At 30.0% G+C, this 13,653-nt stretch carries 12 protein-coding genes; 5 read left to right on the top strand and 7 right to left on the bottom strand.

The window, feature by feature from the left end; genetic code table 11:
* Positions 1-46: 46 nt before the first annotated feature.
* From E2O22_RS07245 to E2O22_RS07230, 4 genes are read left to right on the top strand one after another with little or no spacing between them, the layout of a single operon-like run.
* Positions 47-1,525 carry a peptidylprolyl isomerase gene (locus E2O22_RS07245; RefSeq protein ID WP_133319902.1) on the top strand — a complete coding sequence of 493 codons (1,479 nt, stop codon included), beginning with the start codon at positions 47-49 and terminating at the stop codon, positions 1,523-1,525.
* Positions 1,522-2,901, top strand: a complete 1,380-nt coding sequence (ftsA, locus tag E2O22_RS07240; protein ID WP_133319901.1) for a cell division protein FtsA — start codon at positions 1,522-1,524, stop codon at positions 2,899-2,901. The genes E2O22_RS07245 and ftsA overlap by 4 nt, the downstream gene beginning before the upstream one ends.
* A gap of 11 nt (positions 2,902-2,912) precedes the next feature.
* A complete protein-coding gene (ftsZ, locus tag E2O22_RS07235; RefSeq protein ID WP_039626779.1) occupies positions 2,913-4,019 on the top strand; it encodes a cell division protein FtsZ in 1,107 nt (368 codons plus the stop codon).
* Between the two features lie 21 nt (positions 4,020-4,040).
* Entirely contained in the window at positions 4,041-5,405 is a 1,365-nt protein-coding gene (locus tag E2O22_RS07230; protein WP_133319900.1) for a nicotinate phosphoribosyltransferase, read from the top strand.
* Here E2O22_RS07230 and ispG read toward each other — a convergent pair.
* The 6 genes from ispG to E2O22_RS07200 all read right to left on the bottom strand — a co-directional run bounded on the left by ispG (position 5,402) and on the right by E2O22_RS07200 (position 10,908).
* On the bottom strand, positions 5,402-6,466 hold the full coding sequence (gene ispG, locus E2O22_RS07225; RefSeq protein WP_250322407.1) for a flavodoxin-dependent (E)-4-hydroxy-3-methylbut-2-enyl-diphosphate synthase: 1,065 nt from the start codon (positions 6,464-6,466) through the stop codon (positions 5,402-5,404). The genes E2O22_RS07230 and ispG overlap by 4 nt on opposite strands.
* Before the next feature lie 56 nt (positions 6,467-6,522).
* Positions 6,523-8,016: a C69 family dipeptidase gene (locus E2O22_RS07220; RefSeq protein WP_133319899.1), complete on the bottom strand. Its 1,494-nt coding sequence runs from the start codon at positions 8,014-8,016 to the stop codon at positions 6,523-6,525.
* A gap of 120 nt (positions 8,017-8,136) precedes the next feature.
* Positions 8,137-9,981 (bottom strand): primosomal protein N', encoded by a 1,845-nt coding sequence (locus E2O22_RS07215; protein WP_133319898.1) that lies wholly within the window; start codon positions 9,979-9,981, stop codon positions 8,137-8,139.
* Positions 9,978-10,448: a type II secretion system protein gene (locus E2O22_RS07210; RefSeq protein ID WP_133319897.1), complete on the bottom strand. Its 471-nt coding sequence runs from the start codon at positions 10,446-10,448 to the stop codon at positions 9,978-9,980. The genes E2O22_RS07215 and E2O22_RS07210 overlap by 4 nt, the downstream gene beginning before the upstream one ends.
* Positions 10,449-10,688, bottom strand: coding sequence for a hypothetical protein (locus E2O22_RS07205; protein WP_133319896.1), 240 nt, complete (start codon positions 10,686-10,688; stop codon positions 10,449-10,451).
* The gene (locus tag E2O22_RS07200) at positions 10,675-10,908 is read right to left on the bottom strand and encodes a hypothetical protein (protein ID WP_012661890.1); all 234 of its coding nucleotides are present in this window, start codon (positions 10,906-10,908) and stop codon (positions 10,675-10,677) included. Before E2O22_RS07200 ends, E2O22_RS07205 begins: the two co-directional genes overlap by 14 nt.
* 154 nt (positions 10,909-11,062) lie before the next feature.
* Here E2O22_RS07200 and uvrB point away from each other — a divergent pair, with 154 nt between their 5' ends.
* Positions 11,063-13,036, top strand: a complete 1,974-nt coding sequence (gene uvrB, locus E2O22_RS07195; protein WP_133319895.1) for an excinuclease ABC subunit UvrB — start codon at positions 11,063-11,065, stop codon at positions 13,034-13,036.
* A gap of 16 nt (positions 13,037-13,052) precedes the next feature.
* Here uvrB and efp read toward each other — a convergent pair whose 3' ends face one another.
* Positions 13,053-13,622, bottom strand: a complete 570-nt coding sequence (gene efp, locus E2O22_RS07190; protein WP_039618934.1) for an elongation factor P — start codon at positions 13,620-13,622, stop codon at positions 13,053-13,055.
* Between the last annotated feature and the right edge of the window lie 31 nt (positions 13,623-13,653).

Genomic DNA, 13,653 nt, shown 5'->3' with positions numbered 1-13,653 from the left:
CCTATAATTTATGGTTTAATTTAATTAATTATGGATTGGGGTAAAAATGCTCACTTGGATGCAGCATCATAAAAAATATTTAGTTATTACTATTTGGATTAGTGTTATTGCTTTTGTTGGAGCAGGTTTTGTTGGCTGGGGAAGTTATGATTTTAACACCGATAGATCAAATTCTGTTGCAAAAGTAGGCGATGAAAAAATAAGCTATGATGAATTCAATCTAAAATATTCTCAATTATTTAACTACTACTCACAATTAAACAATGGCAATTATACACAAGAACAAGCACAAAAAGATGGCTTAGATACTCAAGCTATCAATGAACTTATACAAGAAAAACTTCTGCTTTCTTATGCTAAAACTTTAGGTTTAAATGTAAGCGAAGAAGAAATTGCTTATGATTTAGCGCATCAAAAAATCTTTCATAATGCTTCAGGTGTTTTTGATAAAGATTTATATTATAATTTACTTGCAAGAAACAACTATACGCCAAAAGCTTATGAAAAAATTATCCATGATGAATTATTGCTTAAAAAAATCAATGCTATTTTAAATTTACAAATCAAACAAAATGAGTTTGATATGTTTGGTGCAAGTTTTTTAATGCAAGATAATTTAAAAATTCAAATAATAAAACTTGATAATAAAAATATTCCTATTGATGAAAAAGAACTAAAACAAACTTGGGAAAAAAACAAAAACCTATATAAAACACAAAAAAGCTATGAGCTTGCAACTTATTTTTTAGATCCTAATACAATCACAGTTGTTGATAAAGAAATTCAAGCTTACTATGAAGAAAATAAAAATGACTATAAAGATTTTGCAGGAAAAATTCTAAGCTTAGAACAAAGCAAAGATAAAGTTATAAAAGATTTAAAACTTTCCAAGCTTAAACTTAAAGCTAATGAAAGCTATGTTGCTTTGAGAAAAAACGAGCTTAGTTTTGACAAAAACATCACAATAAGCGATGCTGATATTTATTACCCTTTAGAAAACATACAAAAAGCTAAAGAAAATGATTTTATCAAACCTTTTAAATTTGAAAACGGCTATATGGTTGCAAAACTTATAAAAATAAATCCTATACAGACTATGACTTTTGAGCAAGCCAAAAATGAAGTGAGCAAACTTTACATCAGAGAAAAAACTAAAACTTTATTAGAAGAAAAAGCAAAGCTTGCACTAGATAATTTCCAAGGCATAGATATAGGAACTTATAGTCGCGACTCAAGTAAAGGAGCAAAAGTAGGTGAAATGATAAATGATGCTGAATTTAGTGAGTTTTTAATGCATGTATTTGACTCAAATAAAGCTAAATCTTATGTTTTATTTGATGATAAAGCAATAGTTTATGAAATTACAAAGCAAACTCTAGAAAACAAAGATAAAGAAGAAATTTATAAATTTATCATAGAACAAAGTGCCAAACAAACTAAACAAGCTTTACTTAAGGAAGAATTATTAAAAAAACTTATAGAATTATATCCAATCCAACGCTATTATAAAGGAAATACAAATTGAATATTTTAGGAATTGATTTAGGCTCAATACAAACTTGTGCTATTTTGGCACAAAAAAGTGAAGAAGGACTTAAAATCATTGGTTTTGGAAAATCAAAATCAAATGGTATAAAAAAAGGAGCAATTACCAATATAGAGCTTGCTTCAAAATCTATAGAAGAGGCAGTAGCCGATGCACAAATGATGTCAGGTGTGCATTATGATAAAGTAATTGTATCTATTTCAGGTGCTTATGCAAAAAGTGTAGACAGTATAGGTGTAGTTAATATACCAAATCATGAAATAGGTATTAAAGAAATTCACAGAGCAGTAAGCACAGCAAAACATACCGCAAATATACCTAGTGGATATGAAATCATTCATGTATTGCCTTATAATTTTAAAGTAAATGATCTTGAGCATGTAGAAGATCCTTTGGGAATGAGTGGAAATCGTCTTGAAGTTTCTACACATATTGTAATCTCGCAAGAAGTGCATATTAAAAATCTAAAAAAAGCAGTTGAGCTTGCTGATCTTAGAGTAGATAATATCGTTCTTTCAGGATATGCTTCTTCTATCGCATGCTTTGATGATAGTGAAAAAGAACTAGGTGCTATTTTAATCGATATGGGTGGAGCGGTTTGTGATATGGTCATTCATGCGGGTAATTCTATACGATATAATGAATGCTTACAAATTGGTTCAGTAAATATCACTAATGATTTATCCATAGCTTTGCATACCCCACCAAAAGAAGCAGAAAAACTAAAATTAAATTATGCATCTTTAGCACAAAATGAAAACTCAATTATACAAATTCCATATATGGGGGATGAAAAAAGAAAAAATGAAGTTTCAGTAGAAGTTATATCTAATGTTATTTATGCAAGAATTGAAGAAACTATTATTATTTTGGCTAAAATGCTAAGTGATAATGCTTGTGCAAATCAAGCAGGAGCAGGCATAGTATTAACAGGTGGAATGACAAAATTTGCAGGACTTGACAAACTTGCTTCAGCTTATTTTGATAATAAAGCTGTTAGAATAGCGACCGCAAAAAAAGATACTATGGATGGCTTTAAAGAAATTTTTGAAGATGCAGAAAATAGCTGCGCTATAGGTCTTTGTTTATATGGTGGTGGACATTTTACTCCTTATGAATTAGATTCTAATGAAAAACTAAGATACAAAGGAGAGCCTGAATTTATCAACAAACAGATAAAACAAAATCTCACCATAAAAGAACATGAAGAAGAAAATAAAAATTTTGAAGAAATTTTTCAAGAACAGAGAGATTTTGAAGATGAAAAAACAGAATTAACAAAAGTTGAAACCAAAAAAGATAAAAAATCAAGTTTTATGCATAATTTTTGGAATAAATTAATAAACCAGTTCTAATAGGAGATACAATGAGCGAATATCTAGTAGAAGAAATGCAACACGCAAAAGGTGCAAAAATAAAAGTCATAGGCTGCGGTGGTGGTGGTGGTAATATGATAGATCATATGGTAAATATGGGCTTACATGATCTTGATCTTATCTCAGCAAATACTGATGCACAAGCTATAGCAAAATCTTTAGCAAAAACTAGAATTCAACTAGGTGAGAAAAAAACTAAAGGTTTAGGTGCTGGAATGCAACCAGAAATTGGAGCAGAAAGTGCAAGAGAAAGCTTTGAAGAAGTAAAAGCAGCTTTAAGTCAAAGTGATATAGTATTCATTTCAGCAGGACTTGGTGGTGGAACTGGTACAGGTGCAGCTCCTGTTGTAGCACAAGCTGCTAAAGAAGTAGGCGCATTAACTGTTTCGGTTGTAACTATGCCTTTTGCTTTTGAAGGAAAACAAAGAAAAAAATTAGCTGAAGCTGGCTTGGCTGAATTAAAAAAAGAAAGTGATTCTATCATTGTAATCCAAAATGAAAAACTTCTTAGCATACTTCCAAAAAAAGCAGGTATAAAAGAAGCATTCAAACTAGTTGATGATATCTTAGCTAGAGCTGTTAGAGGTATGGTGTCTATTCTTTTAGAAGATGGCGATATCAATGTTGACTTTGCAGATGTTAGAACTGTTATGAGCCATAGAGGTTTAGCTTTAATGGGTGTGGGTCATGGAGAAGGTGAAAATGCTATCATGGACGCATTATCAAGCGCTATAGAATCTCCATTATTAGATGGTATGACTATGAAAGGTGTTAAAGGCGTAATCATCCATTATAAAATTGGACCTGAATGCTCATTGATAGAAATTTCACAAGCTACTCAAAGCATTAGCGATATAGCAGATGAAAATGCAAAAGTAATCTTTGGCGCAACTACCGATGAAAGCATGGGCGATCGTGTTGAAGTAACTATTATTGCTACAGGTTTTGAAGATAAAGCTGAAATAGAAAGTGCTAAAGAACAAGAAGAAAGTAAAAAAAATAGCTATATGAATTTGCGCAAAGCTAGCGGTGGGTTTGATGAGGAAGTGATTTCTCAACTTGATGTTCCTGCTTTCTTGCGTCGTCAAATGGATTAATTTGTAAGTAAAAATCCTTATATGAATTCTTCATTATTATGTGATTTTTACGAACTAAGTATGGCTTATGCTTATTTTAAACAAAATATGCATAAGCAGATTGTTTATTTTGAAGTTTTTTTTAGAAAAGCTCCTGATAGTGCTTCTTATGCTATTTTTTGTGGATTAGAACAAATCATAAATCATATTAATCATTTTTCTTTCTCTAAAGATGACATAGATTTTTTGAAAAATACTAAAAAATTTGATGATGATTTTGTAAACTACCTTTCAACTTTAAAATTTAGTGGAGATATACTAAGTGTTAAAGAAGGTGAATGTATTTTTGCTAATACACCTTTAATGATCATCAAAGCACCTATAATAGAAGCTTTATTATTAGAAACTTTCATACTTTTAACCCTAAATCATCAATGTCTAATTGCCACTAAAGCTAGCAGAATTGCTCAAATTGCAAAAGAAAAATTACTCTTAGAATTTGGCTCTCGCAGAGCCCATGGAGAAAGCGCAGCTTTAAATGGTGCTAGAGCTGCTTTTATAGGTGGTTTTCATGCAAGTGCTTGTACTTTAGCTGGGAGAAAATTTAATATTCCTATTAGTGGAACCATGTCTCATGCTTGGGTACAAATGTTTGATGATGAGCTAAGTGCTTTTAGAGCATATTGTCAAATTTATAAAGATAATATAAGTCTTTTGATTGATACATATGATTATAAAAAAGGTATTGAAAATGCTATTTTAGTTTTTAATGAGTTAAATACGCAAGATTCTATGCAAAATTATTCCATCCGTATTGATTCAGGAGATTTGCTGAAAATCTCTAAATATATTAGAAAAAAACTAGATCTTGCTAACTTAACAAAATGCAAAATCATAGCTAGCAATGCCTTAGATGAGTTCATCATAGAAAAATTACTAAAAAACAAAGCTCCAATCGATGCTTTTGGTATTGGAGAAAAGCTTATTACTTCAGCAAGCTCGCCTATTTTTGGAGCTGTTTATAAGCTTGTTGCATTAGAAAAAAACAATCAAATCATCCCTAAAATAAAAATCAGCGCAAGCTCAAGCAAAACAACCTTGCCACATTTTAAAAAACTCATAAGGTATTATAAAAACAATAAAGCAAGTTTTGATATTTTATATACACATGATGAGAGTATCAAAAATTATCAAGGTTATACATATAAAAATTTACATGAGCTTATTTTTAAAGATGGAAAATTAATCTATGGGCTTCCTAACTTGAAAAATATTCAAGAGTATCATAAAAAAAGTGTTGATAGTTTGGATTTTAAACTAAAAAAACTTCAAAATCCAAGTATTTATAAAGTAAAAATTTCTAAAAAATTACAAAATATGCAAAAAACTTACTTAGAAAAAAATTAATCTTTTTCTCTAAGTTTTACTTCATCTTCTACTTCAAGTAAAAATCTATCAACAAGCTCATCTTCTTTTAATTTTGCCACCACTTCACCATGTCTTATAACTAAACCTTGATTTTTTCCAAAAGCAATAGCCACATCAGCACCCTTAGCCTCACCCAAGGCATTTACAACACAACCCATAACACTTATATTTAATGGTTCTTTTATATGTTTAGTTTTTTCTTCTACTATCTTAATCGCTTTAATCAAATCGCTTTGAATTCTTCCACAAGTTGGGCATGAGATGATATTTACTCCACTCTTTTGCACTCCACTATCTTGCAAAATAGCCCTTGCTACCTTAATCTCTTCTTCAAGCTCCCCTGTCATAGAAACTCTCATTGTATCGCCTATACCTTTTAAAAGCAAATTTCCTAAGGCAATCGAACTTTTAACAGTACTATGAAATTTAGTTCCTGCTTCAGTAACCCCTAAATGAAACGGATAATCACAAAGTGGTCTTAGAGCTTCATAAGCTTTTATGGTATTTTGCACATCTGAAGTTTTCATAGAAATTTTAATGTCAAAAAAGTCTAAATCTTCTAGTAATTTTATATTATATAAAGCGCTCTCAAGCATAGCCTCTATATTATAACCATATTTATCGCTAAATTGCTTTTCTATAGAGCCATGATTTACCCCTATTCTAATAGGAATTTTTCTTTGTTTACAAGCTTGCACCACTTCTTTTATATTTTCTTTTGAGCCTATATTTCCCGGATTAATTCTCACCCCATCGATAAATTCAGCACAAAAAACTGCTAGCTTATGATTAAAATGTATATCCACTATTAAAGGCAAGGGACTTTTTGCTTTGATTTCTTTTAAAGCTCTTGCATCTGCCATGTCCAAACAAGCTAAACGCACTATATTTGCACCGGCAAAATAAAGCCTATTAAGTTGCTCTAAACAACCTTCAATATCTCTTGTTTTAGTAAAAAGCATGGATTGCACAGAAATAGGTGCATCACCACCTATTAAAACATCGCCTACTTTTATTTGTCTTGTTTTATATCTTGTCATTAAAATCACTCTAAAAATATTTTTAGAGTATTATAGCCCAAAAATGGGCTATATCATTAATCTTTTTTATTTTTATTAAGAGATTTATATTTTACATCTGTATCTCTTGTTAAAAGGGTAAAAATTTGATTTGTTAAATCTTGGGTAAGTTTTTTAGCTTCCTTTTGATTTTGTAATGAAAAATCAACTAAAATTTGCTTTGCTTTATTCTTATCTTTTTGATAAAGACTTAAATATTCTTTTTCCATAGCTTCTTGTTTTAAAGATGTGTCTTTTTCAAATTTAGCATAAGCATTTTTTACAATAGGTGCATACTTATTATAATCACTCATTACAAGAGTTTGTAACTTGCGATAAATCCAATAAATTGATTCATCATCAGCTTCATTTGTTCCTTGTTGATAACCTGCAATAAATTCATCATTACCAAAATAATAAGGCAAATACACACTCAAATCGGCCATTCCTATTGCGACATAATTTAACCTGCCTATCTCTTTAGGAAGCCACGGTCTAACTTGCATGATATGAGATTCATAAGTTCTAAACACACTCACAACACGATAAATATTTTCATCTTCATTGAAATTTGAGTATGGATCATATTTTGTTCTATCATAGTGCGATCTTAAAGCTTTTTTTAAATCATCCACACTAAGTTTTTGTTCAGGTTCTAAAAACACATTAAAATTAGCACCATTTTTTACATCTTGATTTAAAGATGGATTAAACATTTTTTGTATCCACCAAACTCTAGGATAATTATAAGTTAAATCTCTATCATCATTTCTTGTGTAAACTTTAAAAAAATCAAAATCCTTATCTACTTTAGGATTATACGCTTTATGAATGACGGCAAAATTTATTAAATTTTTAGAATGCAAGGTATTTTCATCGTTAAATTTTAATTGCTTCAACCTACCCTGGTTTGCGCTAACAAAATACGAATTATTAGGAATTTTTACAGCCATCCACTGATGTGCTGTAGCACTTTCTAAATACCAAATTTCTTTAGAATCCACAAAAGCTACTCCAAAACCCTCAGCAGCACCTTGTTTTTCTATAATATCGCCTAATAATAGAACACCTTCTTTTGCACTTTTAATTCTTGGAAGCAAAACATCTAAAATATCATCTTCACTAATACCATTTTTCTCATTATAAGGATCAAATTTTAAAAGCTCATCTTTTGCATAAATTGATTCAGTAGCACTTATCCCAACACCCTTTTCATTAAAACCAGTAGCACCATGTAATTTACTTTGCCAATTAGCTATAGTGCTATATTGAAAAGATTTAGCAGGTAAAGGGTAAGTAAAATCATTCATTCCTTGATGTGCTTTAGTACTATAAATACCTTTTTGGTTTTCAACTCTTGGATGGATTAAAAAAATCTGTGCTTTATCTGCTTTACTATCAGCACTTCTTGCAACCAACATAGAGCCATCTTTGCTTGCTTCATTTGGTACTAAAATAGTAGTACAAGCTAAAGCATTATTAAGCAAAGCACCAAAAAGTACACAGTTTGTAAGAAAACTAAACTTTTTCATTTTCTCTCCTTTAAATTTAAGAAATTAAAAAAGTATATTCTTATCAAAATAAATTTAAAATTAAAAATAAAATATTGTTTTTATTATAAAATAATAATTATTTATAAATAAATATATTTTTTAAGAAAAATCAACTGGATCTATATCGCAAGTAATATTTTTAAAATTTAAGGCAAAATGCTCAAATTTTACAAGTTCTTGATGAGTATTAGCACGCAATAATACATAAAAACGCCATTTCTTATTTAGCATTTCAATGCCACAAGCACCATGTCCTACTAATTGCACTTGTTTTAATTCTTGAACTTTATTAGCTATAAATTCACATAAATTTAAAGCTTTGTTTTTATCCTCATCTTCAACAATTAGCCTTAAAAGTCTTTTAAATGGAGGGTAAAGCTCACTTCTAGAATTTAATTCATCTTTTAAAAAGCTATCATAATCTTGTATATATTTTTCAAAAAAAGATCTATTCTTAGTTTGTAAAAACACCCTACCCTCGCCTTTACGACCTGCACGACCTGCTACTTGCATAGCAAGAGCCAAAGTCTCTTCCAAAGCTTTAAAATTAGGTCTGAATAAATACTCATCAAGACCTAAAATCACACTCAAATCCACATTGTGATAATCATGTCCTTTAGCAAGCATAGAAGTGCCTACTAAAATATCAATTTTTTCTTGGTTAAAATCTTTTAAAATCATATCAAGCTTTTTTACACTGCTAATCTCATCACTATCAAATCTTTTTATGATAGGATTAAACTCAGCTAATTCTCTTTCTAAAAGCTCACAAAGCTCTGCTGTGCCCATTTTTTTAGCTTCAAGCATAACTCCATTGCAAGTTGGGCAGGTTTGATCGATTTCTTTAGTAAAATTGCAATAATGACATTTTAATGCATTTTTATTTTTGTGCAAACTCAAAGCAATAGAACAAAAAGGGCATTTAATGGTATTAGCACATTCTTTACATAAAATTTGTCTAAAATTTGCCCTTGTAGGTAAAAATACCACAGCTTGCTTTTTATTTCTTAAGCTAATTTTTAATTCTAAAAGTAATTTTGACGAGACACTAAGCTCGCTCTCATCATATAAAAACTGCTTTTTGCTTTCAAAAAAGGTTCCTTTAAGTCTAAAACAAGGATGTTTATAATAACTTACAACACTTGGAGTAGCCGAACCTAAAAGAACTTTTATATGCATTTTTTTTGCTACAAATAAAGCCAAATCTCTTGCATTGATTTTTGGATTATTAGAAGCTTTATAAGAATTATCATGCTCTTCATCAATAATAATCAAACCCAAATTCTTAAAAGGTAAAAACAAAGCCGATCTAGCTCCCACCACCAAAAGAGCTTTTGAATTTGTTAAATCTTGCAAGTATTCTTGCTTTTTTTTCTTAGTAATTTTAGAATGCCACAAGAAAAAATGCTCACCAAAATACACTTTTAATCTTTTTTGCATTTGCGGAGTTAGAGCGATTTCTGGCATTAAAAGCAAAACTTGCTTTCCTTGCTCTAGATATTCTTTTATCAAACTAATATAAATTTCAGTTTTACCACTTCCTGTATCGCCAAATAATAAACTAGTTTGTTTAGTTTTTATAAATTCCAAAGCCTCTTGCTGGTTTTTACTTAAACTAGGTGCTTTTTCTATATGAATTTTTTCATTTTTATACTCTTTAATGCTTTCAAACATACCCAAAACAAAAGCTATTTTACTAGCATAATAATAAGCAATAAATTGAGCAAGTTCGTATTGGTATTGCGTTAGTTTAAAACCTGTTTTTTCTTTTATAGCTTGGGTTTTAAAATCAGGCTTTGAACATTTTTGTAAAATTATAGCTTTGAGATTTTTTTTCCTTGCAAGATCAACTATCACTTCATCTAAAATTTCAATTTCTTCTTCACTTTCATAAATTAAGGTATCTAAATAATATCCTTTTATAGCAAGTTGATAAAAATTCAAAACCCATAATCCTTACAATTTAAACTCACACATTCTAAAAAAACTTTTTCACCATTATAAGAAAAATCTATGTAATTTTTAGCATTTATAAAAAATCTATATTGAGTATTTGCTATTTTCATCCATGATTTTTTACTTGAAACAATTGGCTTATCTAATACACTATATGTACAATGATTTGTTTTTTTGTAATTTTGCAAACTATCACAAAAAAATAATTTTTGATTTTCACTATTTATCAAAGCTTCATCTAAAATGGCTGGAAAATCCTTACTTTCTTTAAATAAAAACTGATTTTTGAGTAAGGCCAAAGAAGCATTGATGAGCTCTACCTCACTTTTTGCTTGGATAAGTTTAGCATCATTTTTTCCAAAAGAAAAATACGGATAAGCAATTGTGCTAAGAATAGCAATAATCATCATACAAAAAATAAGCTCTACTAAAGTAAAAGCTTTTTTTACTTGCATTTATTGTATTTCTTCATCGATAGTGTTTATAAGTTTGTTGAGTTCTTTTTTTAAGATATAGTTTTCGTAGCTAAGTTTTACAAAAGCATTAATGAAATTTGCAAGTTCTATCTTACCTGTGCCTCCAGAAATTAAAGCAATCTCATCTTCAAGATGATTTGCAAATTCATTACTGCATGTTACGACAAAGTCTTTTGCATAGACATTGATTGTAACTTTTCTTTGATTATTGTTTGCCAAGAACTGCCTCTATTTTTTTGATCACATCTTCACTTTCAATATTTTTATTTTTAAGCTCTTCTTCCAAACGCGCAATTTGATTGTTTTTAGCTTCATTTTGTGCTTTTACGCTCACTAATTCATTTCTTAAATTTTCATTTATTTCACATACTTCATTATATTTAGCCAAAAGCTCATTTACTTTATCTGTCATTGTGTTGATTATTCTTTCATCATACATAATTTTTTGCCTTTATTGATTTTATATTTTAGAGTATTTTAAACACGTATTGTAACAAAAAAAAATTTAATTTTGCATAGCTTTTTGTTTTAAAATTTAAATTTTTAGAAAAAATTTTGTGTAAAATTAGTAAAAATACAAGTTAGGAAAAATTATGTTTGAACTTACTAGCGAATTTAAGCCAAGTCCTGATCAAAAGCAAGCTATTGATGGTATAGTAAAAAGCATTAAAGCAGGCAATAAATACCAAACCTTGCTAGGTGTTACAGGTAGTGGAAAAACTTTCACTATGGCAAATATCATTAAAAACTTAAACATGCCTACTCTTATCATGAGCCACAATAAAAGCTTATGCGCGCAACTTTATAGTGAATTTAAAGGCTTTTTTGCAAATAATCATGTGGAGTATTTTATAAGCTATTATGATTATTATCAACCCGAGGCTTATATACCAAGAACCGATGTTTTTATAGAAAAAGACAGCTCTACTAATGAAGACTTAGAAAGATTAAGACTAAGCGCAAGTGCTTCGCTTTTAAGTTATGATGATGTTATTTGCATAGCTAGTGTTTCAGCAAATTATGGTTTGGGAAATCCAAGTGAGTATGTGGGTATGGTTTTGATTTTAGAGCTTAATATGCAAATAAATCAAAAAGAACTTTTAAAAAAACTTGTAGATATGGGTTATAAACGCAATGATAATTTCTTTGACAGAGCTGATTTTAGAGTCAATGGAGATATAGTAGATATATATCCAGCTTATTATGAGGATGAAGCTATTAGACTTGAATTTTTTGGCGATGAACTTGAGGCGATGTATCATTATAATATCTTAGAAAATAAAAAAGGTAAAGACTTAAAAAAATTTATACTTTATCCAACTAGTCAATTTAGCGTAGGTGAAGCTAGACTTAAAGAGGCTATAAAAGGTATAAAAGCTGAATTAAATAAACGCCTTGCTTATTTTGAAAATGAAAATAAACTCGTAGAAGCACAAAGACTAAAACAAAGGGTAGAATTTGACCTTGAAATGCTTCAAAGTACTGGTATGTGCAAAGGAGTTGAAAATTATGCCTTGCATTTAACAGGGCTTAAGAGTGGCGATACACCTTATACGCTTTTTGATTATTTTGCCATTAAAAATCAAGATTTTTTAGTCATTGTAGATGAATCTCATGTATCTTTACCACAATTTCGCGGAATGTTTGCAGGGGATAGAAGCAGAAAGCAAACTTTGGTTGATTATGGTTTTCGCTTGCCAAGTGCCTTAGATAATAGACCTTTGATGTTTGATGAATTTATTAATAAAAATTGTAAATTTTTATTTGTTTCAGCCACACCTGCACCTTTAGAACTAGAATTAAGCAAAGAAAATATTTTTTATCAAATCATGCGTCCAACAGGGCTTTTAGATCCTAAAATAGAAATCAAAGATAGTGAAAATCAAGTAGAAATTTTATACGATGAAGCTAAAAAAGTTATAGAGCGTAATGAAAGAGTTTTAATAACCGTTTTAACTAAAAAAATGGCTGAAGAGCTTAGTAAATACTACTTGGAACTTGGCTTAAAAGTAAAATACATGCACTCAGAAATTGATGCAATTGAGCGCAATGAAATCATCCGTGGCTTAAGAAGTGGTGCTTTTGATATTTTAATCGGGATTAATCTTTTAAGAGAAGGACTTGATTTACCTGAAGTTTCCCTTATAGCGATTATGGATGCAGACAAGGAAGGCTTTTTAAGAAGCACCACTGCACTCATTCAAACGATGGGACGCGCGGCTAGAAATGTCAATGGAAAAGTATTGCTTTTTGCTAAAAAAATCACAAAATCTATGCAAGAAGCTATCGATACTACCAATGAAAGAAGAACCCTACAAGAAGCTTATAATAAAAAGCACAACATCACACCAACCTCAGTAAAAAGAAACATAGAAGAAAGTTTAAAACATGAGCTTGAACAAGGAGAAATTTATCGTAAAGGCAAAGAACTTGAAAAAATGCCTGCGAAAGAACGCGCTAAAATAGTAAAAGAATTAAGAAAACAAATGCTAGAAGCAGCTAAAAATCTTGAGTTTGAGAAAGCGGCAATGCTTAGAGATGAAATTAATAAATTAAGAACTTTATAATCCCTTAAATAAGGGATTATTTATTTGCTCTTTCTATATACTCTCCACGCACAGTATCAACGCGGATTACTTCCCCTTCTAATACATGGAAAGGAATTTGCACTACTGCACCTGTTTCTAAAGTAGCTGGTTTTTTGTTTGAGCCTTGAGTATCGCCTTTAAAATTTGGTGCCGTTTCAATAATTTTAAGTTCCATTACTTGAGGTACTTCCACACCAATTGCTTTTCCATTGTGAAATAAAACATCTACCATGGTTCCATCAAGCATCCATTTTTTAGCTTCACCCACATCTTCATCGCTAATTGCAACTTGCTCATAAGTTTGGGTATCCATAAATTGACAATTTTCACCATCATCGTATAGATATTGCATTTGTTTTTCTTCTAAATTTGGAGATTCACATTTATCCCCTGCATGGAAAGTTTTTTCCAAAACCTTACCATCGATAAAAGATTTAATTTTAATACGAACAAAAGCAGGACCTTTTCCTGGTTTTACATGTTGATATTCTACGATTTTAAAAGGAATACCATCAATTTCTATTTTTAAACCTTTTTTTAAATCTCCCATTCCATAAGAAGCCATATATTTTCCTTAATTTTAAAATTAAAAAATA

This window comes from Campylobacter lari, from assembly GCF_004357905.1.
GTDB lineage: Bacteria > Campylobacterota > Campylobacteria > Campylobacterales > Campylobacteraceae > Campylobacter_D > Campylobacter_D lari_D.
The sequence above is the reverse complement of the archived record's forward strand: the minus strand, read 5'-3'. Positions and strand labels throughout refer to the sequence as shown.